The organism is Pseudomonas sp. NFACC25 (assembly GCF_900100935.1).
Lineage (GTDB): Bacteria > Pseudomonadota > Gammaproteobacteria > Pseudomonadales > Pseudomonadaceae > Aquipseudomonas > Aquipseudomonas marginalis.
This window is the reverse complement of sequence record NZ_FMUC01000009.1, coordinates 58,871-81,015: the sequence shown is the minus strand read 5'-3', so window position 1 is coordinate 81,015 and position 22,145 is coordinate 58,871. Positions and strand designations below refer to the sequence as shown.

Annotated in this window: 17 protein-coding genes; 11 read left to right on the top strand and 6 right to left on the bottom strand. The window is 63.3% G+C overall.

Annotated features, from left to right (window positions below):
• Positions 1–28: 28 nt before the first annotated feature.
• From BLQ09_RS20240 to BLQ09_RS20225, 3 genes are all read left to right on the top strand, one after another.
• A complete protein-coding gene (locus BLQ09_RS20240) occupies positions 29–841 on the top strand; it encodes a cytochrome C assembly family protein (RefSeq protein ID WP_065939219.1) in 813 nt (270 codons plus the stop codon).
• Positions 842–853: 12 nt separating this feature from the next.
• Positions 854–2,092: a transporter associated domain-containing protein gene (locus BLQ09_RS20235; protein WP_027605455.1), complete on the top strand. Its 1,239-nt coding sequence runs from the start codon at positions 854–856 to the stop codon at positions 2,090–2,092.
• A 246-nt stretch (positions 2,093–2,338) separates the two neighbouring features.
• Entirely contained in the window at positions 2,339–3,652 is a 1,314-nt protein-coding gene (locus BLQ09_RS20225; protein ID WP_092358350.1) for an MFS transporter, read from the top strand.
• A 63-nt stretch (positions 3,653–3,715) separates the two neighbouring features.
• On the opposite strand, the gene purT is transcribed toward BLQ09_RS20225, so the two are convergent.
• From purT to BLQ09_RS20200, 5 genes are all read right to left on the bottom strand, one after another.
• Positions 3,716–4,897: a formate-dependent phosphoribosylglycinamide formyltransferase gene (purT, locus tag BLQ09_RS20220; protein WP_027605453.1), complete on the bottom strand. Its 1,182-nt coding sequence runs from the start codon at positions 4,895–4,897 to the stop codon at positions 3,716–3,718.
• A gap of 69 nt (positions 4,898–4,966) precedes the next feature.
• A complete protein-coding gene (locus tag BLQ09_RS20215) occupies positions 4,967–5,434 on the bottom strand; it encodes a VUT family protein (RefSeq protein WP_027605452.1) in 468 nt (155 codons plus the stop codon).
• Between the two features lie 164 nt (positions 5,435–5,598).
• A complete protein-coding gene (locus BLQ09_RS20210; protein WP_027605451.1) occupies positions 5,599–5,814 on the bottom strand; it encodes a DUF1289 domain-containing protein in 216 nt (71 codons plus the stop codon).
• Positions 5,811–6,335 (bottom strand): gamma carbonic anhydrase family protein, encoded by a 525-nt coding sequence (locus BLQ09_RS20205; RefSeq protein WP_027605450.1) that lies wholly within the window; start codon positions 6,333–6,335, stop codon positions 5,811–5,813. Before BLQ09_RS20205 ends, BLQ09_RS20210 begins: the two co-directional genes overlap by 4 nt.
• Before the next feature lie 35 nt (positions 6,336–6,370).
• Positions 6,371–6,973 carry a CoA pyrophosphatase gene (locus BLQ09_RS20200; RefSeq protein WP_015885706.1) on the bottom strand — a complete coding sequence of 201 codons (603 nt, stop codon included), beginning with the start codon at positions 6,971–6,973 and terminating at the stop codon, positions 6,371–6,373.
• Between the two features lie 146 nt (positions 6,974–7,119).
• Between BLQ09_RS20200 and BLQ09_RS20195 the strand changes: the two genes are divergently transcribed.
• From BLQ09_RS20195 to nagE, 7 genes are all read left to right on the top strand, one after another.
• Entirely contained in the window at positions 7,120–7,668 is a 549-nt protein-coding gene (locus tag BLQ09_RS20195) for an NUDIX hydrolase (protein ID WP_027605449.1), read from the top strand.
• Positions 7,669–7,705: 37 nt separating this feature from the next.
• On the top strand, positions 7,706–8,209 hold the full coding sequence (locus BLQ09_RS20190) for a L,D-transpeptidase family protein (RefSeq protein WP_027605448.1): 504 nt from the start codon (positions 7,706–7,708) through the stop codon (positions 8,207–8,209).
• A 262-nt stretch (positions 8,210–8,471) separates the two neighbouring features.
• Positions 8,472–9,230 carry a GntR family transcriptional regulator gene (locus BLQ09_RS20185; protein WP_027605447.1) on the top strand — a complete coding sequence of 253 codons (759 nt, stop codon included), beginning with the start codon at positions 8,472–8,474 and terminating at the stop codon, positions 9,228–9,230.
• 10 nt (positions 9,231–9,240) lie between these two features.
• Positions 9,241–10,347, top strand: coding sequence for an N-acetylglucosamine-6-phosphate deacetylase (nagA, locus tag BLQ09_RS20180; protein ID WP_027605446.1), 1,107 nt, complete (start codon positions 9,241–9,243; stop codon positions 10,345–10,347).
• A complete protein-coding gene (locus BLQ09_RS20175; protein ID WP_371914536.1) occupies positions 10,340–11,350 on the top strand; it encodes an SIS domain-containing protein in 1,011 nt (336 codons plus the stop codon). Before nagA ends, BLQ09_RS20175 begins: the two co-directional genes overlap by 8 nt.
• Before the next feature lie 29 nt (positions 11,351–11,379).
• Positions 11,380–13,890, top strand: a complete 2,511-nt coding sequence (gene ptsP, locus BLQ09_RS20170) for a phosphoenolpyruvate--protein phosphotransferase (protein WP_092358346.1) — start codon at positions 11,380–11,382, stop codon at positions 13,888–13,890.
• 26 nt (positions 13,891–13,916) lie between these two features.
• Positions 13,917–15,623: an N-acetylglucosamine-specific PTS transporter subunit IIBC gene (gene nagE, locus BLQ09_RS20165; protein ID WP_092358344.1), complete on the top strand. Its 1,707-nt coding sequence runs from the start codon at positions 13,917–13,919 to the stop codon at positions 15,621–15,623.
• A 127-nt stretch (positions 15,624–15,750) separates the two neighbouring features.
• Here nagE and BLQ09_RS20160 read toward each other — a convergent pair whose 3' ends face one another.
• The gene (locus tag BLQ09_RS20160) at positions 15,751–16,014 is read right to left on the bottom strand and encodes a DUF6124 family protein (protein WP_092358342.1); all 264 of its coding nucleotides are present in this window, start codon (positions 16,012–16,014) and stop codon (positions 15,751–15,753) included.
• Positions 16,015–16,424: 410 nt separating this feature from the next.
• Here BLQ09_RS20160 and BLQ09_RS20155 point away from each other — a divergent pair, with 410 nt between their 5' ends.
• On the top strand, positions 16,425–22,142 hold the full coding sequence (locus BLQ09_RS20155) for a membrane-targeted effector domain-containing toxin (RefSeq protein WP_092358340.1): 5,718 nt from the start codon (positions 16,425–16,427) through the stop codon (positions 22,140–22,142).
• The last annotated feature ends 3 nt before the right edge of the window (positions 22,143–22,145 follow it).

Below are 22,145 nucleotides of genomic sequence, written 5' to 3'. Positions count from 1 at the left end.
CGCCTTTCGGGCTTGTCTATCAGGATTTATGCTCCCCTTGTCACCCAGTTTGCTACCCAGCCTCGCCGCCGCCATCTTGTATGCCGCTGCGACCCTCTATCAGGGCTCTCGTCTGGCCCAAGGCGCCAAGGCGGACAAACGCCTGCTGGTCGGCCTTGGCGTCCTCGCCCTGCTGGCCCATGCCGCGAGCCTGTTCACCCACCTGATGACGCCGGTTGGCCTGGGCCTGGACTTCTTCAGCGCCGCCAGCCTGATCGCCGCGGCGGTGATTGCGCTGACGCTGATGGCCTGTTATCGGATTCCTGTCGAGAACCTGCTGGTCCTGCTCTTCCCATTGGGCGTACTGACGGTGCTGCTCGCGCAGTTCGCCCCCACCGGCACGGTGCAGGTGATCGATGAAGAGCCAGGCATCCTCGCTCATATCCTGCTGTCGATCCTGGCCTACGGCATGTTCACCATCGCGGTGTTCCAGGCCTTGCTCCTGCTGTTGCAGGACCACCAGCTCAAGCACAAGCACCCTTCCGGACTGATCAAGAACTTCCCGCCGCTGCAAACCATGGAAAGCCTGCTGTTCGGTTTCCTGTGGGCCGGCTGGACGCTGCTGTCGCTGTCGCTGATTTCCGGTTGGCTGTTCGTCGAAAACCTGTTTGCCCAGCACCTGGTGCACAAGACCCTGCTGGCGTGCCTGGCCTGGGTGGTGTTCAGCGTATTGCTGTGGGGCCGCAACCGCCTTGGCTGGCGCGGGCACAAGGCGATTCGCTGGACCCTGGCCGGTTTCTGCCTGCTGATGCTGGCCTATTTCGGCAGCAAGCTGGTTCGCGAATACATCCTGCATATCTGACGGGCAGCCAAAATGGACAACTTGCCCCTGGGGCCGATGCTCGCGGTAATCGCCTTGCTGGTGTTATGGGCGGCGCTGTTTACCGCCATCGAAGCCGCACAACAACACCTGCTGGCCTTGCGCCCCGGTACGCGCCAGGGCGACAAGGCTGCCGCCCGCCTGAGTTTCCCGCGCCACAGCCTGATCCTGTGCAACAGCCTGTGCCGTGCGGCCGTGGTCATCCTCTGCACCCTGCTGGCGATTTATGCCTGGGCACAGAACGGCCCGTGGCTCGGCTGGCTGATCTCCTGCGCCGTCCTGCTGATCCTGGCCGACTACCTGCCCCGCGCCCTGGCAACCCGGCATCCGCAAGCGGTGCTGGGCTTCGGCAACACGCTGCTGGGCGTGCCATTGAAAATCCTCTATCCCGCCGCCTGGCTGCTCAATGGCATCAGCCTGTTGCTGCTGCGCCCGTTTGCCCGCAAGCCCGGCGTGGTGAAAAACAGCGACGAGCCACAGCCCGACCACGACGATGAACCGCAACCCGAGGCCGACGACAGTCGTACCCCTGGCATGCCGGGCATCCACGCCCTGGACAACATCACCGTCAATGACATCCTGGTGCCCCGCAGCGAAGTGGACGGTATCAACCTGGATGACTCGATCGAAGAAATCATCGAGCAACTGCGCACCTCCCCGCGCACTCGCCTGCCGGTGTTCCACAGTGACATCAACCAGGTCGAGGCCGTACTGAACACCCGGCTGATCCAGCATCTGCTGCCGGACGCCAGCCTGACCAAGGAAGCCTTGCTCGAGGCCTCCTACGAACCCTACTTCGTCCCGGAAAGCACGCCCCTGCAACTGCAATTGCTGAACTTCCACAAGCAGCAGCGGCGCCTGGGCATGGTGGTGGATGAATACGGCGAAGTCCTGGGTATCGTCACCCTGGAAGATATTCTCGAAGAAATCGTCGGCGAATTCGAAAACGAGCAAAGTGCGGACAACCCGCATATCGAAGCGCAGCCCGATGGCCGCTATATCATCGACGGCGCCGCGTCGATCCGCGAATTGAACAAGAGCCTGGGCTGGCACCTGCCCAGCGACGGCCCCAAGACCCTCAACGGCCTGGTCACCGAGGCCCTGGAAACCATTCCGGATTGCGCGGTGTGCCTGAAGATCGGCCGCTACCGCCTGGAAATCCTCGAGACCGAGGATAACCGCGTCAGCAAGGTGCTGATCTGGCATACCAGCCACATGCCTGTGGCCGCATGACTTCCTGATAAACCGCAATCCAGTCACTTGTTGTAATTCCAAACCCCTTCCTATAATCCCTGCGGCTTACCCAAGCCCCCGCCCGACCGCGTGCTACCCGCACTCAGCGTGTCCAGGCACCGCTTTACCATGTCCGACCGGTGTTCGCTCCCATCCCGAGCCGCCCCGCGCACAACCCTGATCCAAGGGTGTTCGACCCAATAATAATCCGCGTCCAAACGCGCAATGACCGTCAGGGATACCGCCATGAGCACCACCTATAACGAGGCCGCGACCGCCGCCCCGACCAACTCGACCGCACGTGTCGCCACCGCGAGCATCGTCGGCACCGCCATCGAGTTCTACGACTTCTATATCTATGCCACGGCTGCCGCGCTGGTGATCGGGCCGGTGTTCTTTCCGCAGACTTCCGGTACCGCGCAGATGCTGGCGTCGTTCCTGACCTTCGGTATCGCCTTTATCGCCCGCCCTCTGGGCTCGGCGCTGTTCGGCCACTTCGGCGACCGCATCGGCCGCAAGTCGACCCTGGTGGCCTCGCTGCTGCTGATGGGCGTGTGCACCACGCTGATCGGCCTGCTGCCCGGTTATGACAGCATCGGTGCCTGGGCACCTATCCTGTTGTGTGTGCTGCGCTTCGGCCAAGGCCTGGGGCTTGGCGGGGAATGGGGCGGTGCAGCGTTGCTGGCCACCGAGAACGCGCCGAAAGGCAAGCGCGCCTGGTTCGGCATGTTCCCGCAACTGGGGCCATCGATCGGATTCCTGGCAGCCAACGGCTTGTTCCTGATCCTGGCGATGAGCCTGAATGACGAGCAGTTCCGCAGTTGGGGTTGGCGCATCCCGTTCATCCTCAGCGCAGCCTTGGTGATGGTCGGCCTGTATGCGCGCCTGAAGCTGCATGAAACCCCGGTGTTCGCCAATGCCGTGGCGAAGGAAGCCCCGGTGAAAGTGCCGCTGGTGGAGCTGTTCAGCCAGCATTGGTTGCCGGTCCTGCTGGGCGCCGCGTCGATGGTGGTGTGCTACGCGCTGTTCTACATCACCACGGCCTTTTCCCTGAGCTACGGCGTTTCGACCCTGGGCTACAGCCGCGAGACGTTCCTGGGGTTGCTGTGCTTTGCAGTGCTGTTCATGGGCCTGGCCACACCGTTGGCGGCCTTGGCCAGTGATCGCTACGGGCGCAAACCGGTGCTGATCGTCGGCGCGGTCCTGGCGATTCTGTCGGGCTTCACCATGGAGCCATTGCTGACCCACGGTTCGACCTGGGCCGTAGCGCTGTTTTTGGCCCTGGAGCTGTTCCTGATGGGGGTGACCTTCGCGCCGATGGGTGCGCTGTTGCCGGAATTGTTCCCGACTCGCGTGCGTTATACCGGGGCTTCGGCGGCGTATAACCTGGGTGGGATCGTGGGTGCTTCGGCCGCACCGTTCTTCGCAACCAAGCTGGTGGCGATGGGTGGGCTGAGTTATGTCGGTGGGTATGTGTCGGCGGCGGCGTTGCTCAGCTTGATTGCGGTGCTGTGCCTGAAAGAGACGCGGGATAATGATTTGAACAGGGTTGCCGGATAAACAGCTATCGGGGCAGGCCCCCTCCCACATTCGAGTGTGGGAGGGGGCTTGCTCCCGATGCTTTTAGAGCTCTACCACAACCGCTTGGGAAGCACGGGTCGCCTTGGCACGAGCCGCTTCAATCGACTCATCCCGCGCCAACGCCACGCCCATGCGGCGCTGGCCATTCACTTCCGGCTTGCCAAACAGACGCAACGCCGTGTCCGGCTCACTCAAGGCCGCGCCGAGGTTGGCGAATGCGGTCTGGGTCGACTGCCCTTCCACCAGAATCACCGCCGAAGCCGAAGGCCCGAACTGACGGATCAACGGGATCGGCAGGCCGAGGATGGCGCGCGCATGCAGGGCAAACTGTGACAGGTCCTGGGAAATCAGGGTCACCAGGCCGGTGTCATGGGGGCGCGGCGACACTTCGCTGAACCACACCTGATCGCCTTTGATGAACAGCTCCACGCCAAACAGGCCACGACCGCCCAACGCCTCGGTCACTGCCTTGGCCACGCGCTCGGACTCGGCCAGGGCAACCGGGCTCATGGCTTGCGGCTGCCAGGATTCCTGGTAGTCGCCCTTCTCCTGACGGTGGCCGACCGGCGCGCAGAAGGTGGTGCCGCCGATGTGACGCACGGTCAGCAGGGTGATTTCGTAGTCGAAGTCGATAAAGCCTTCGATGATCACCCGGCCTTTACCGGCACGCCCGCCTTCCTGGGCGTAGTCCCAGGCTTTCTGCACGTCGTCGACGCTGCGCAGCAGGCTCTGGCCCTTGCCCGACGAGCTCATCACCGGCTTGACCACGCAGGGGAAGCCCAGGTCCTGGACGGCCTTGCTGTAGTCTTCGAAGGTGTCGGCGAAGTGGTACGGCGAGGTCGGCAGGTCCAGCTCTTCGGCGGCCAGGCGACGGATGCCCTCACGGTTCATGGTCAGCGACGTGGCGCGGGCGGTCGGGATCACCGTGAAGCCTTCGGCCTCCAGCTCCACCAGGGTGGCGGTGGCGATGGCTTCGATTTCCGGCACGATGAAGTGCGGTTTTTCCGCTTCGATCACCGCACGCAGGGCGGCACCGTCGAGCATGTTGATCACATGGCTGCGATGGGCAACCTGCATGGCCGGCGCGCTGGCGTAGCGATCCACGGCAATCACTTCAACGCCCAGGCGTTGCAGTTCAATCACCACTTCCTTGCCCAGCTCACCGCAGCCACACAGCAAAACGCGGGTCGCGGTTGGCGACAATGGAGTTCCGATTCGGGTCATCTCAGGTCCTCAGGGGAGCGGATCATGGGGAGAAAGGCCGGCATTTTACATGAACTGTAAAAATTGGCCTCAGTTGGCGACGGCCCGCTTGCGGATGCGCCAGGCCATGATCAGCCACACCACCGTGACCCCGGCGAACTTCGACGCCAAGGCAGTGCCCACCACGGCAGGGGTGAGCGCACCGATCAGGCCGAAGAAGATAAACGTGTCGAGGGGAATGCTCAGCGCCGAACTTATCCACAGGCGGTCGTGGAGCGGGCGCTTGGTGATGCTGAACACCAGCCAGTCGATGCACTCGGACACCGCGAATGCCGTGGCGCTGGCCAGGGCGATGGAGGGATCGGAGGTGATATACGACAATGCCAGCGCCGCCAGCATGGCGATGATCGCCCCATGGCCGAAGCGGGTCTGCACCATGTCGCGCAGGATAAACACCAGGCCGCCCCAGGCCGACCAGATGACGTCCAGGTGCGGGGCGGTGGAGAAGGCGAAGTTGATCAGCACGACGCTGCTGATGTAGGCGATCAGGAAGAGCATGGGGCGAGGGACCTGTGAACAAGGGGCACAGGGTACTTCACATTTGGAAATATGTCGTCTGGGCGGGCCTTATCGGGGGCAAGCCCCCTCCCACACTTAACCGCGTTTAATCTGTAGGAATGCGGTCAAAATGTGGGAGGGGGCTTGCCCCCGATGGCGATCCATCAGGCTCCGGATTTACCAGAAGCCATAAACACCAACCCACCCGCCACCGCCCGCTCATGACACAAACCCAACACCACCCGGCGCTCGGCGTTGTCCATGCGGCTCCAACGCGTAATCTCATCCACGGTGCGCTGGCAGCCGGTGCAGATATCGTCATCATCCAGCGCACAAATACTCACGCAGGGCGAGGCAACAGGTCGTTCAACTGCACTCATTCTTCCTGCTCTGCCAGATCCCGCGCGTAACGCTGGGCGTTATGCACATAGTGCGCAGCGCTGGCTTCCAGCATCCGCTTCTGTGCGTCGGTCAATTCACGCACCACTTTGCCCGGCGAGCCCATCACCAGGGAACCATCGGGGATTTCCTTGCCTTCACCGATCAACGAGTTGGCGCCGATGATGCAGTGCTTGCCGATCTTGGCGCCGTTGAGGATCACCGCATTGATACCGATCAGGCTGTAATCGTCGACCGTGCAGCCATGCAGCATGGCGTTATGGCCGATGGTCACGCCGGTGCCCAGGGTCAGCGGGTAGCCCATGTCGGTGTGCATCACGCTGCCGTCCTGCACGTTGCTGTTCTTGCCGATCAGGATCAGCTCGTTGTCGCCACGCAGCACCGCGTTGAACCAGACATTGGCGCCCTCCTCCAGCTTGACCTTGCCCACCAGCGTGGCATTCGGCGCCACCCAGCTGTGCGGATGGGTCTCGACGCGGGCATCGCCCAGACGGTATTTCATGCTGTTCCCTCACGGCTGGCCGTTCAAACGACGGCTTAGGTATTGATGAAGCTCTTGGGCGGCTGGTGCAGGCTGATCTGGGCGTCGTCATAAAGCAGGTTGATCAACTCGACGATCATGATTGCCGTCAGGCCCCAGATCTTGTATTCGCCGAAGCGATAACTGGGCACGTACCAACTGCGGCCCTGGTAATCGATGCGGTGGGTATGTTCGCGCGGGTCCTGTCGGAAAAAATCCAAAGGCACGCTGAAGACGGCGGCAATCTCGGCATCGTTGGCCAGGTATTCGACATAGTCGGGGATCACCCCCACATAGGGCGTGACCCGGATGCCGTGCAGGGAGATCAACGGACTCAGCGGGCCGATGACCTCCACCAGGCCGGGGGGCAGGCCGATTTCTTCTTCGGCTTCACGCAGGGCGGTGAAGATCAGGTCCGGGTCTTCGGGGTCGCGGCGCCCGCCGGGAAAGGCCACTTCGCCACCATGGGTCGACAGGCCGCTGGCGCGCAGGGTCAGGATCAGCTCAGGTTCGTCACTGCGGGTAATCGGCACCAGCACCGCGGCCTCGGGGAAACGCCCGTCGGTTTCCAGCGTGTGGGGGGTGTGATTGCTTACCCGGCGAAGTAGCTCGTCCAGCATGAGTCATCTCGGTCTGTTGGCTACCTTGCATCATGCACCAAAGCCGCCGGGCGCCCAACCCCAAAACCCGGAGCATGTCGCTAAACGACAACTTGCAGGGCCCTGCCAGCCAAGCCAAGATAGACGCACTTTCCAGGAACCCCAGCATGAATTTCTGCAGCCAGTGCGGTAAACCGGTTACCCAGCGCATTCCCGAAGGCGACGCCCGCCTGCGTTTCGTGTGTGATCACTGCTCGACCATTCACTATCAGAACCCCAATATCGTCGCCGGCACCCTGCCGGTATGGGGCGATAAAGTGCTGCTGTGCCGCCGCGCCATCGAGCCGCGCCTGGGTTACTGGACCCTGCCCGCAGGCTTCATGGAGAACGGCGAGACCGTGGAACAGGCCGCCATGCGCGAAACCCTGGAAGAGGCCTGCGCCCGGGTGCGCAACCTGAGCCTCTACACCCTGATCGATGTGCCGCACATCAGCCAGGTGCATATCTTCTACCGCGCCGAACTGGTCGACCTGGACTTCGCCGCAGGCCCCGAAAGCCTCGAAGTGCAGCTGTTCGACGAGGCGGACATCCCTTGGTCCGAGCTGGCTTTCCGCACGGTCGGGCGTACCCTAGAATACTTTTTCGCTGACCGCCGCCAGCAGTCGTTCCCGGTGCGCAGCGAAGCCGTGCCACCTCTTTCCAAGCCCGCCCAATAACCATTCGGCAGCTCGTCGCCACAGGGATACCGTTTTAATGCGTTGGTTGCTTGCTCTGATCTGCCTGTCGTTCGCCACGCTTTCGCCGGCCTCTACCGTGGAAACCCTGGGCGGCAAGACGGTCGAAAAAGTCCTGGTGCTCAAGTCCGCCCACCAATTGCAGTTGATCAACGACGGCAAGCCCCTCAAGACCTATCGGATTTCCCTGGGCAAGAACCCCAAGGGCCACAAGCTGATCGAGGGCGACCGCCGCACGCCGGAAGGCCTGTACTGGATCGACTGGCGCAAGACCAGCGACCGCTACTACCTGTCCATGCACATCTCCTACCCGAATATCAGCGATGCCGCCCGCGCCCGCCGCGAAGGGGTGAAGCCCGGCAGCATGATCATGATCCACGGCACGCCCGACACCGAAGAGTACCCGGAGCAGTGGTTCCACACCCTGGACTGGACCGACGGCTGCATCGGCATGCGCAACGTCGACATGCGCGAAGTCTGGAACCTGGTCAAGGACGGCACGCTGATCGAGATCCGCCCGTAAATCTTCGACCGTTCGTAATTTAATTAAAAATATTTCCCTCCCCCTCCCACGCCTGCCGGTGAATACCAGTTCACCGCGCGGGCTGCGCATTTCTGCGCGCGATAAAGACCTCTCTAATACCACTTGATACCAGGCACCATTAAGGCGCCCTGAAACCGGTACTTGCACCGTTTTAGCGGCATTGACATGGTATTTAAGTGGTATTAGCTTCCGGCCAATACCGGGCGACAACACTCCAATAACCGCATCGGAAACTTCATAGATGAACCCCATCCTGACGCTGCGTCCCGACGACAAGCAATCCACGCCGCTGTACCTGCAATTGGCCCGCAACCTCGAAGCGGCGATCCATGCCGGCCAGTGGAAATCCGAACAGGCCCTGCCCTCGGAGCGCGCCCTCAGCGAACAGCTGAGCATTTCGCGGGTCACCGCCCGTAAAGCGTTGGAAGTGTTATTCGCCCAAGGCCTGATCCGCCGCAGCCAGGGCTCCGGCACCTTTATCACGCCACGCCTGGAACAGCCGCTGTCGCGCTTGTCGGGGTTCAGCGAGATGTTGCGCCTCAAGGGCTTTGTGCCCAGCTCCCAATGGCTCGAGCGCGAGATCACCCCGCCGACCCACGAAGAACTGATCCGCCTGTGCCTGTCGCCGACCGACAAGGTGGCGCGTCTCAAACGCCTGCGTAAGGCCGATGACACCGTGATGGCCATCGAGATGACCGCCATGCCCGCCTCGGTACTGCCGCAGCCGCAAGCCATCGGCCATTCGCTGTACGAATACCTGGAAGGCATCGGCAAACCCATCGTTCGCGCCCTGCAACACATCCAGGCGATCAACGCCTCGGACGAATTCGCCAGGCTGGTGGGCATCGCCCCCGGCACCGCCATGCTGCTGATGACCCGAGTCGGCTACACCGCCGACAACACGCCGATCGAAATCACCGACACCTACTGCCGCAACGACTACTACGACTTTGTCGCAGAGCTTCGCCGTTATGACTTTGCCGCCGAGTTGCGGCCTTAGAGAACTGCCCATGTCCGAAGACAATATCCTCACGCCCCACGGCTGGATGCGCGGCCGCCTGGTGCACCAGCACGGCAAGGTCATCGCCATCGAGGGCGAACCTTGCGACCCGGCTGAAAACGACTTGCCCTACCTGCTGCCGGGTTTTATCGACCTGCACGTCCACGGCGGCGGCGGTAAAGACATCATGGAAGGCGCCGACGCGTTCGAGACCATCACCCGCACCCATGTGCGTTTTGGTACGACGTCGCTGTTGGCCACCACCATGACCGCGCCGGTGGACGAAATCTCCAGCGTGCTCGGCCAACTCGGGCGCTTCTGCGAGCAGCGTCCTACGGGCAGCGCCCGGGTACTCGGCGTGCACCTGGAAGGCCCCTACATCAACCCGGGAAAACTCGGCGCGCAGCCCAACTTCGCCCACACCGCCTTGATGGCCGAAGTCGAAGCCTACCTGCGCCTGGCGCCGATCCGGGTGATCACCATCGCCCCGGAAATCGCCGGCCACGACGCCCTGATCCGCGCCCTCAGCGAACGCGGCGTGCGCATGCAGATCGGCCACACCCTGGGCAGCTATGAAGAAGGCGTCGCCGCCCTCGCCGCCGGCGCCACCAGCTTCACCCATTTGTACAACGCCATGAGCCCGTTGCATCACCGCGAACCCGGCATCGTCGGCGCGGCACTGGCCCACGCCAAGTACGCCGAGCTGATCCCGGACCTGCTCCACGTGCACCCCGGCGCCATGCGCGTGGCCCTGCGCGCGATCCCGTGCCTGTACTGCGTCACCGACTCCACCGCCGCCGCCGGCATGCCCGACGGCGAGTACAAGCTGGGCAGCCACACCGTGACCAAATGCCTGGGCGGCGTGCGCCTGGCCGACGGCACCCTGGCCGGCAGCACCCTGACCATGGATCAGGCGCTGCGCAACCTGGTGAAGATCGGCCTGCCCATCAGCGAAGCCTCACAACGTCTGTCGCAATTTCCGGCGGACTACCTGGGCCTGGAACAACGCGGTCGCCTGCAACCCGGCAGCTTTGCCGACTGCGTGCGCCTGGACCGCTCCCTGCACCTCACCGACGTCATGGTCGAAGGAGAAACCATTGTCTTCAAAAATGCTTGAAGAGGCCTTGGCCTCCGGTGACGCCGTCGCGGCGCAACTGCAACGCCTGGGCCCACGGCTGGAAGAAGTCGCCGGCCGCCTGCGCCGCCAGCCGCCGCAAGTGGCGATGACCATTGCGCGGGGCAGCTCGGACCACGCCGCCAGCTATTTCGCCTACCTGGCCATGCAGCATGTCGGCATCCCGGTGGCGTCGTTGCCGATGTCGGTGGTGACCTTGTTGCAAGCACCCATGAAAGTCAGCGGCCAGGTAGCGTTCGGTTTCTCCCAGTCGGGGCAGAGCCCGGACCTGGTCAACAGCCTGCGCCTGTTGCGCAAGCGTGGCGCCTTGAGCATCTCGCTGGTCAACGCCGAAGACTCGCCGCTGGAAGCCGCCTGCGAATTCCATGTGCCCCTGTGCGCCGGGCCGGAACTCAGCGTGGCCGCGACCAAGAGCTTTATCGCCACCCTCAGCGCCAGCGCGCTGTTGATCGGCCACTGGAACCAGGAGCCCGACTTGCTGCAAGCCTGCCAGGCCCTGCCCGAAGGCCTGCGTGAAGCCGCCAGGCAGGACTGGACCCACGCAATCGAGGCGCTGCGCGGCTGCCAGCAACTCATGGTGATCGGCCGGGGCGCCGGTTTTGCCATCGCCCAGGAAGCGGCGCTCAAGCTCAAGGAAACCTCGGCGATCCAGGCCGAAGCCTTCAGCAGCGCCGAGGTGCGCCACGGGCCGATGGCCTTGATCGGCGCGGACTACCCGCTGCTGGTCTTCGCACCACGGGGTGCCGAGCAAGCCGGCCTGTTGAGCCTGGCCGCCGATATGCGCCAACGCGGTGCCCGCGTGCTGCTCGCAGCACCGGACGATATCGCCGAACGCGACTTGACCCTGAGCCGCGCCGAACACCCGAGCCTGGACCCGATCCTGGCGATCCAGAGTTTCTATGTCATGGCGGCCGGCCTGTCCGTCGCCCGAGGCATGGACCCGGACCAGCCGCGCCACCTGAGCAAAGTTACCCGCACTCACTGAGTCGCGCTTTCCTGATGAGTACCGTGCCCATGCCCAACAACAATAATGAACTAACCCTCAACGCCCCCCTCAGTGGGCCGTTACTGGCCCTGGGCAACGTGCCTGACGACGTGTTCGCCAGCGGCGCCCTGGGCGACGGCATGGCTATCGACCCGCTCAACGATTGCCTGCATGCGCCGTGCGATGGTGTGGTCATCCATGTCGCCCGCACCGGCCACGCCTTGACGATACGCGCCGACAACGGCGCCGAAGTGTTGCTGCACATCGGCATCGACACGGTCGAATTGAACGGCGAAGGGTTTGCCCTGCTGGTCAAGGACGGCGCCCGGGTCAGCAATGGGCAGGCGCTGGTGCGCTTTGACCTGGACCGTATCGCCCGCCAGTGCAAAAGCCTGGTCAGCCTGATCATCCTCACCAATGGCGAACACTTTGAACTGCGCCCGCTGGCCGCGAAAACCGTCAGGCTGGGCGACCCTCTGGTGCAGGTTGTGCCGCGTGCGAACGCAGCGCAGCAAGCGGCGGTGGATAACGCCGTCGCCGAAGCCAGCGCCAGCGTGCGCGTGACTCACCGTGGCGGCCTGCACGCGCGGCCGGCGGCGTTGATCCGCAAGATCGCCCAGGGTTTCAGCAGCCAGGCGCAGGTGCACTTCGGCGCCAGGTCGGCCGCCTGCGACAGCCTGATCGGCCTGATGGGGCTGGGCATTGGCGAAGGCGACGAGGTGCGCGTGAGCTGTCGCGGCAAGGACGCCGAGGCCGCGCTGCAGGCGCTGGTCGCGGCCTTGTCCGCCGCCGTCAAGGCAGAACACCACGCACCGGTCGTCGCCATGCCGCGCCGGGCAACGACGGAAGTTGATGTGTTGCAGGGCGTGTGCGCGGCACCGGGCCTGGTCTGCGGGCCGTTGTTTCGGCTGGCCGGTATCGAGTTGCCGTCGGACCCCGGCCATCACGTCACTGACGAACAACTGCAACGCCTGGACGCAGCCCTGGAGCAGGTGCGCGGTGAAATCCGCAGCACCCTGGACCAGGCGCGCCAACGCAAGGCCGTCGAAGAAGAAGAGATCTTCGCCGCCCACCTGGCCCTGCTCGAAGACCCCGCCCTGCTGGAAGCCGCCGCCGACGCCATCGAACACGGCAGCGCCGCGACCCACGCCTGGCGCGATGCGATCCAGGCGCAGTGCGCGGTATTGCTGGCCCTGGGCAAGCCGCTGTTCGCCGAACGCGCCAACGACCTGCGCGACCTGCAGCAACGGGTCCTGCGCGCACTGTTGGGTGAAGCCTGGCATTTCGAATTGCCTGCGGGAGCGATTGTCAGCGCCCATGAACTGACTCCTTCGGATTTGCTGCACCTGAGTGCGCAACAGGCTGCCGGGATCTGCATGGCCGAAGGCGGCGCCACGTCCCATGTCGCCATCCTGGCGCGGGGCAAAGGCTTGCCATGTGTCGTCGCGTTGGGCGCTGAGGTACTCGATGTGCCGCACGGCCAGCGCGTGGTGCTCGACGCCGGCAACGGCCGCCTGGAACTGGCCCCCAGCGAGGCGCGTCATGCCGAAGTCCACCGGATCCGCGACGCGCAGACACTGCGTCGTCGGCAGCAACAGGCCCAGGCCCAACAACCGGCGCAAACCCGCGATGGCGTGAACATCGAAGTGGCCGCCAATGTCGCCTCCAGCGCCGAGGCCCAGGTGGCCTTTGAAAACGGCGCCGACGGCGTCGGCCTGCTGCGCACCGAGTTCCTCTTCGTCGACCGCCGCACCGCGCCGGATGAACAGGAACAATGCCACGCTTATCAAGCCGTGCTGGACGCCATGGGCGACAAGTCGGTGATCATCCGCACCATCGATGTCGGTGGCGACAAGCAGCTCGACTACCTGCCGCTGCCCGCCGAAGCCAACCCGGTGTTGGGCCTGCGCGGCATCCGCATGGCCCAGGTACGTCCAGAACTGCTCGACCAGCAACTGCGGGCGCTGCTGCAAGTCTCCCCGTTGGCGCGCTGCCGCATCCTGCTGCCGATGGTCAGCGAAGTCGACGAACTGCTGCAGATTCGCCAGCGCCTGGATGAGTTGTGTGCAGAGCTGGAACTGAGCCAGCGCCCCGAGCTGGGGGTGATGATCGAAGTGCCCGCTGCGGCGCTGATGGCCGAACAATTGGCCGAGCACGCGGACTTCCTGTCCATCGGCACCAACGACCTGTCCCAGTACACCCTGGCCATGGACCGCGACCATGCGGGCCTCGCCGCGCGTGTCGATGCCCTGCACCCGGCGCTGTTGCGGCTGATCGCCCAGACCTGCGCCGGCGCGGCGAAACACGGACGTTGGGTCGGCGTGTGCGGCGCCCTGGCGTCCGACCCGTTGGCCACGCCGGTGTTGATCGGCCTGGGAGTCAGCGAACTGTCGGTGAGCCCGCCGCAGATCGCAGAAATCAAGGACCGCGTCCGTCACTTGGACGCGGCGCAATGCCGGCAACTGAGCCTTGGCCTGCTTGACCTGAGCAGCGCCAGGGCGGTTCGCCAAGCCTGTCAACACCACTGGCCGCTGAGCTGACAACAACAAGAAAAAGGAGATCCGCCATGTACCCATTATTCATAGAAGGCCTGCAACGCCTGGGCCGCGCGCTGATGCTGCCCATCGCCATCCTGCCGATTGCCGGCCTGCTGCTGCGATTGGGTGACACCGACCTGTTGAACATCGCGGTGATGCACGACGCCGGGCAGGCGATTTTCGCCAACCTGGCACTGATCTTCGCCATCGGCATCGCCGTGGGCTTTGCCCGTGACAATAACGGCACGGCGGGACTGGCCGGGGCGATTGGTTACCTGGTGATGATCTCCACCCTCAAGGTGATGGACAGCAGCATCAACATGGGCATGCTCGCCGGTATCGCCAGCGGCCTGATGGCCGGTGCGCTGTATAACCGCTTCAAGGACATCAAGCTGCCGGAATACCTGGCGTTCTTCGGCGGGCGGCGGTTTGTGCCGATTGTCACCGGGTTCTCGGCCGTTGCATTGGGAGTGATCTTTGGCCTGATCTGGCCTCCGATCCAGCACGGTATCAACAGCTTCGGCGTATTGCTGATGGAGAGCGGCAGCTTCGGCGCGTTCGTATTTGGCGTGTTCAACCGCCTGCTGATCGTCACCGGTTTGCACCATATCCTCAACAATATGGCGTGGTTTGTGTTCGGTACCTTCACCGACCCCGTCACCGGTGCCGTCGTCACCGGCGACCTGACCCGCTATTTTGCCGGCGACCCCAAAGGCGGCCAGTTCATGACCGGCATGTTCCCGGTGATGCTGTTCGGCCTGCCCGCCGCCTGCCTGGCGATGTACCGCAACGCCCTGCCGGAGCGGCGCAAGGTGATGGGCGGGATTTTCCTGTCGATGGCCCTGACGTCGTTCCTCACCGGGGTGACCGAGCCGATCGAATTCGCCTTCATGTTCCTCGCGCCGTTCCTGTACCTGATCCATGCACTGCTCACCGGCCTGTCGATGGCGGTGACCAATCTGCTGAATATCCACCTGGGCTTTACCTTCTCCGGTGGGTTTATCGACATGGTGCTGGGCTGGGGCAAATCCACCAATGGCTGGCTGGTAGTCCCGGTGGGCCTGGCATACGCGGCGATCTACTACAGCGTGTTCAGCTACTGCATCCGCCGCTTCAACCTGAAGACCCCGGGCCGTGAGGATATCCAGGTGGCACAGGCTGAAGCGATGACTGATAACCAGCGCGCCACGGCTTATATCCGGGCCTTGGGCGGTGCGGCCAATTTGCTCAGTGTGGGCGCCTGCACCACGCGCCTGCGGTTGGACATGGTCGACCGCAACAAGGCCATGGATGCCGAGTTGAAAGCCCTGGGCGCCATGGCCGTGGTTCGCCCCGGCAATGGCGGCAGTTTGCAGGTGGTGGTCGGGCCGCTGGCGGACAGCATTGCCGATGAGATTCGGTTGGCGATGCCAGGGTTTGCGGCCCTCGCTCCCGTAATGCCTGCGCCTGTGGATAAGCCGGCTGCGGTGAATGTGCAGGAAGCCGAACAATGGCTGGCCGCACTGGGCGGTCGAGGCAATGTGCGCCAGCTGGAAGCGGTGGCGATGACCCGGCTGCGAGTGGAGTTGGGCGATGATTCGGTGGTGTCCGAAGCGCAACTGACGGCGTTGGGTTGCCAGGGTGTGAGCCAGCTGGATAGCGGGGTCTGGCACCTAGTGATGGGTGACCAGGCGTCGGGGTTGGGAGAAGCATTGGAGCGCTTGGTTGGTGGTCGTGAGGTAGGCGCCGGGGTATAGAACTGCGGTGACAGTACTGGCCAATCGCGAGCAAGCCCGCTCCCACATTTTGATCGTATTGCCAAGTCGGGCACCGATCAAAATGTGGGAGCGGGCTTGCTCGCGAATGGGCCTCATCGGCGCCGCATTACTGCTGCGCAGGCACCTCGGATAAATCCAGCACTCGATCCACCATCAACTGGATCCCCTCCACCATCCGATGAATCCCCAGCACCGCATCACGCTGCGAGCCGTCGATATCAAACGCCAGATGGGCCGCCAGCGCCTGCACGGACGCCAGGTCCTGGGATGCATTGGCAAGCAAGGTTTCGCTGTTCAGATGGGGAAGTACGGTGAAGAGTTGGTCGGTGGGTTGAGAGGCGGATGGGGGATTTTGACTGTCTTTGATCATGGTAAACCTCTGGTGTGAAGTAAGCGCTACCAGCATCACTTGCAGTTGATGGGTGGCAGCTGTGTGCAGGCCTGCAAGACCGAGAATCACCAGTAAATCTCGGTAGACCCGAAGGTCTCCCGCACACAGCCACCATAGGATGACCATGAAAAAGCGCCGCAATTATAAAGGCGCTTGTGACTAACTGGTGAGGTTTCGGCGGGCTTGCAGTCCCGGTCGCTGAATAAGCAGCGACTGGCGAAGGTTAGTGAGGTGAGTTCCTAGGGACAACCTGAAAGGGTTGTAGGAAACATGCAGGTCGCAGTCGGGTAGATTCATTCCCACCAATCAAAAAACTACTTATCTACCTCCCTGCCAATGGCCCGCCTGCGCATGCTCAAGGTTCTTACCCCCGCATGGAGAGCGTACCTGTGAGCACAACATCCCAGACCTTTGAAGGTATCAAAGGCCACCTCAATCAGATCGGGCACCACCTGCTCCAGATCGAAAAGCCGCTGGTGCCCGAACACACACCGTCTACCGAACTGGCCTACCTGGAAAAAACCAACGGCATCCTGAAGCGTTACCGCCAGCAGTTCCTGGCCAAGAGCCGCGCGCTCTATCAGGACATCACCCAGGGCGATCTGCTCACTCGAGTCGAAGCACTCAAGTCCAGCTTGAATACCTATCTGCTGGCACTCGATCGCAACGAGCAAATCGACGGCAAGCCGCGCAAATCCTTCATGACCTTTGAAGCCGGCTACACCGCCCTGGCCAATGAAACGGCGGTCAGTACCCAGGACCGCCTGCTGCATCCGCAGCAACAGGCCATGCTTGCGCGTGTACCGCTGGGCGCCACGTTGCGCCCAGGCCTGTATGCGCTGAGCTTTCGTTACCAGGAGCGGACGGTGGAGCTGGCCGGCGCCTTTGTGCTGACTGAAACGTCCCGCCCCGTGGTCACCGACCTGAGCGCTGTGCCGGTAGGGGAAGTGATGCTGTTCACGCCTTCGCGCGGGATCGAGGCATTCGGCTCGCTGACACAACTCAATACGCACGTGCTCCAGGGCCTGGAGGATGCCGGGCAGCGACGCGACTTCATGGCACTGTTGCCCGTGCGTTATCGCGATGTGACGCCCGGTGCCATCTGGCCGCTGCAACTGACGCCGATCACCGACAAACCGCTGTTCGAACACACCTACAACGCCCTGCTCGACAAGCGCACCGAGGACATCGAGCGCGCCTTGAGCCTGGTAGACAATCCGGCCCACGAGGCCGCTGTGCTGATCGACGCCCTGGACCAGGCCATCGCGGCGGCCTTGCCGGACTTAGAAGCACGTCTGCAATGGCGCAGCCGACGCCTGCTGGAGCGTCACCTGCGCCACAGCGCACCGGACTGGTATCGTAGCGCCAGCGAACCGCGGCGGGCCGCGCTCGCCGCTCACCTGGCGAGCTATAACGCGGCGCGCCAGGATCTGCTCGACGTGCTGGGCCCGGTCGCTACCCCTGAGGCCCTGGCCCGCTATCGACTGCTTGAACGCTTGAGCGATGAGCTGGACATCCACGACCTGGCGCCGGAACACCTGCTGGTCAACACCCGGCGCTACGTCGACCCCATCGGTGAATACGAACACGACCGCAATCTGGTTGACCTGGCCCTGCGCGGGCTGCAGGCCGGTGATGCCGAGCCGGGTTCGGACTTCCTGAACAAAACCACGCTGACCTACCACGAGGCACCGCTGCCGCCGGCCTATCAGGACCTGACCCCCGCCTGGCTGGCACAGGTATTGACCACCCTGCAGCCGCGTATCGAGTTCGGTGAGTTGCAACAGCAGATGCATGCCAAGCCTGCGCTCAGCCGCGCGATCGAACAGATGCTCGACCAGCGGATCAACGCGCTGGCCTATACCGCCATGCTCCAGGGTCATCTCAGTGAAGAGGACTTTCAGTTGGTGCAGAATCTGCGCCAGGGCACCGACGCGCGCCTGAGCGCCGCCACCCTGTCACTGCATGCGGCCCAGTTGCAGGACATATGGGTATTGCGCCAAACCGACGCCAGCGGCACGGTCACCCGCCTGCTGCTGTGCACGCCCGAGGCACCACGGGAGCAGCAATTCCAGGCCTTCGACACTGAGCTTGCGTGCCAGCAGCACATCCTCGGCTGGAGCCTGGACAACGGTGAAAAACATCCGCCTGGCACCCTGACCGACTACCTGATCAAGCGGGTCGCCCTGCGTTTTCGCGCAGCGATGAAGCGGGTGTTGAGCGGCTTGAGCTTCAAGGTTCAAGACCGCGAGTACCAAGAGATCAGCTTTGGCAACGTCGGCAGCCATGCCGACTGCCTCAAGGCCATGTCCGCCCATGTGCTGGCGAGCCGCGTCGACGATTACGAGTTCAGCACCCCGAACTGGTACCGCTCCACCCACGCCGACAACCGCCGCAAGCTGTTGAAACTGGCCGAGGACAGCGAAGGCGCGTTGCTCACCTACCAGGACTTTCCGCTGTCTGACGCGCAGTTTCCCAGCTTCGCCGACTACCTGCATGAACAGGCAAAAAAACGCCTGAACCTGCTGCTGGGACGGCCTCAGAACGATGTCGACCCCGACACCGTCTGGGCATTTTCACCGCCGGCGCTGCTCGGCTCATTGACCCCGCCGCCCCTGACCTATACCCAGCTGTACCGCGACGGTTATGCCGACGGTGTGGGGTTCCTCGACGAGAAGTTCTCCCGCGCCGCCCAATTCAAAGGCCCCAAGGGGATTGACCTGAGCGCGTTGACCGCGGAAAAAGTCGCCCGCTCGGTCACCGGCACCTGGGTCGGCGCGCGCTACATCAGCGAGGTGCGGACCCGATTGCTGAATGTCGGCAGCGCGGACTATGACCTGCGGCGCAATGCAACGCTGAGCATCACCCAGCGCCAGATGCAGAACGCCGCCCTGGAGTGCCGGCTCGAGGGCCACATCGCCGGGGTCGATTGGACCTGGCTGGAACGCAGTATCGCCAGCATGGATGAAACGGCCACCGACACACGCGGCACCTACGCCATTCATCGCCTGCTGATCAATGGCGAATGGGTGATGGGCACTTTCCTCTTCAGCCATGCTGATTTTCCGACGCTGCTCTACACCCCCAACGCACCGGATGGCATCAGCTTTCGCGAGGCCAGGCAGTTCAACTACCTGTTGAAAAAGGTGCCCGGCATGGTCGCCTATTTCACCCTGCGGGTCGGCGCCCAATCCCAGGCCAACGTGCGCACCTTTCTGGAGACCGCCAAGGCGCAGTTGCCCGAGGACCTGAACAAAACCGACACCAGCCCGGCACGCTATGACGCAACCCGCGCCCAGCCGCCCCTGCTGGATCTGCGTCGGGCGCTGTACGACATGAAGCTGCAGCGCAGGATCGACGACGTTGAAGGCACCACGGCCAATCGCACCCAGATGATCACGGGCATCCTCTGGACCTGCGTGGAATGGGTCACCGCCATTGCTACCGCACCGTTTCCCATCGTCAGCCTGAGCCTGGGCATGCTGCTGGCGTTCAAGGACGGCATGCTGGCCCTGAACGCCTATCAACAAGGCGACACGAGCGCCGCCGTGGCACACCTGATCGGTTATGTACTGAACAGCGCCGGCGCGGCATTCACCGACCTGCGTCCGGCATTGGTTTCCCTTAAACAGCTGGCAACACCGGCCCTGCGCGAGGCCGCCCAGAGCGCCACCGCGGCCAGCGAGGCCCTGAAACTGGTGCATCCCCTGCAACCCCCGGCACTGGCGCCGGCAGACATGCAGGCGGTGTTGTTCGATGGCGAGTTGCTTTGGGCGAAGAACACCCCGGACCCGATCGGACATTATTTGTTGTACCGACTCGATCCGCCTACCGGCAAACTGATCTCCACGACTCGCGTGGCCGCGCCCGATGCACAAGGCGTCTGGCGCCGCACCGGCGTCACCGGTGGCGCGCCCAAGTATGAAAAATTGCCCGACACACCGGAGCCGCTCAAGCCTTATGAGATGCCGGCAAAGTACGCCAACAAACTGGAACTGGTGCTCGACCCGGATGTGCGCACCGGGATACTGCTGCGGTCGGAGTGGGATTTCGGCTCGCAAGACGTGATCCTGGGAAGCGCCGCCATTGAACTCAAATCCCTTCGCACCGCTTACCTGCAACAGGCCGAACGCCTGGCCACCGACGCCCAGGACTTTTTCAAGACCCTTGACCCGTTGCCGGCCCGCGCCGAGCTTCCGGCCCTGGACGCCAGCACGTCGTTTGCACAACTGATCGCCAGCGATGCCTTCAGCGGTAACAAGAACCTGGTCATTGGCGCGGTGCCCGGCTCCATTGCCAGTAAACAGCTGCTGGTCACACACATGGACGCGTTGATCAGCAAGGGTTTCAAACACCTTTATATCGAGTACCTGCCCGGTGATGTGTTTCGTCCAAAACTGGAGAAGCTCAACAGCGGAAAATCCTGGCAGCACATCGAGCGGCACCTGAAGACCGTCGACAAAGCCTTTGGCTTGGCCGACAACGCCGAGTACTCCTACGTCGCCCTGGTACGCAAGGCTCAGGAAAAGGGCGTGAAGATCAAGGCCCTGGATGCCTCAACCTCGTACTTGCTGGACGACGCCCTGCAAATGGGCGACACCCCACCGACGACGCCACGCGGCAACAGCATCAGAAACTATTACTCCCACAAAGCCATTCAGGCCGATGCCCTCGACGAGCAGGATGAACGCTGGGTGGCCCTGGTGGATCATTCCCGGCTGCGTACTTTCGAGCAAACGCCTGGCCTGGCGGACCTGCAGGACGCGGTCGCACTGCGCGTGGTGGATGTGGGTACGGACCAACCCGTGGGCGTGTGGATCGACACCCCCTTGGCGGGTGAAGCGCTGGCCAGAGGCGATTACCAATTGACCATGCGCACCCCGTACAAAGCCCCCGAACCGGCAACATCGCCCAGCGCTGTGCCTGCGGCCGCCGCGCATTACAGCGAATACGACATTGCCGTCCCGCTCCGCGAGAGCATCGTCCGACAGACCAGCACACGGCATGGCCTGGACACGCGCTACTTCCCGCAGAATCCGCAGCATCAGGAAGCCTTCAGGGCGTTTGTGGATACCCGCGCACGCCTGAGTGCGGATGCCGACACGTACCTGGCCAGCCACGTGCCGTCAGCCCGGCCCGAGCCATCCGTCCTGGGCCTGCCGAACACCCCCGAGGCATTGCTGGAGAAAATCCGTCACAGCGAGTTTTCGGGACTGGTGATCGGTGAAGGGCACAACGCGCAATCGAGCAAACGCCTACTGCGCGATTACATGGGAAAGCTCAAGGACCTGGAGTTCAAGACGCTGTACGTGGAGCATCTGCTGACCGATATGCACCAGCACGAGCTGGATTTATTTGTGCAGACACAACGGCTGCCGGACAACCTCAAGCGCTACCTCACCCAGCTGGATCGGGGCCATATGCCGGGCTACAAAGGCAGCGATACCTACACCGAAGTGATCCAGATCGCGGCAAGGCACGGCATGCGCATTCGCGCCCTGGACTGCACCGCCAGTTACCACATCAAGGGGTTGGGGGACGCGGATGTCTCACGCAACCAGCTGTTCAGTTACTTCGCCTCCAAGGTCATCGACGCCGACCAGGCCGCACACGGGCCCCACAAGTGGGTGGCCTTCGTGGGCAGCGCGCACACCAACACCCACCTGAGCGTGCCTGGCCTCGCGGAACTCCAGGGCGCGGTCAGCCTGCATGTGCGGGACACCGCCCCGGCCCTGGCCCGGAACATTCGAGCGGGGGCCTGGGAGACCGTTTCCGAAGGCATCAGCCCTTACACCAGGGCCTTGCGCAGCGACTTGATCCTCGACGCCGGGGTTGCCGGCACCAAAGCCCCGGCGCCCTTCGTAGCGGTGGACAGGACACGCCTGAGCCGGCCCGGCCTGTTCCTGATCGAACGCCCGTCGCCCTCGCAGAACATCCTGCTGCATCGTTCGCGCACCGGGGAAATCGTGTCGACGCCGATCAAGGTCGACCACAATGGCCTGTTTTATGTCGACCGCTGGGAGCCGATGCAGGGCAAGCGGTTCAGCTACGAAAACATGTTGATCAGTGCATTGAAGGCAGAAGTCGGGTTGACCCCCGCGCCCTGAGCC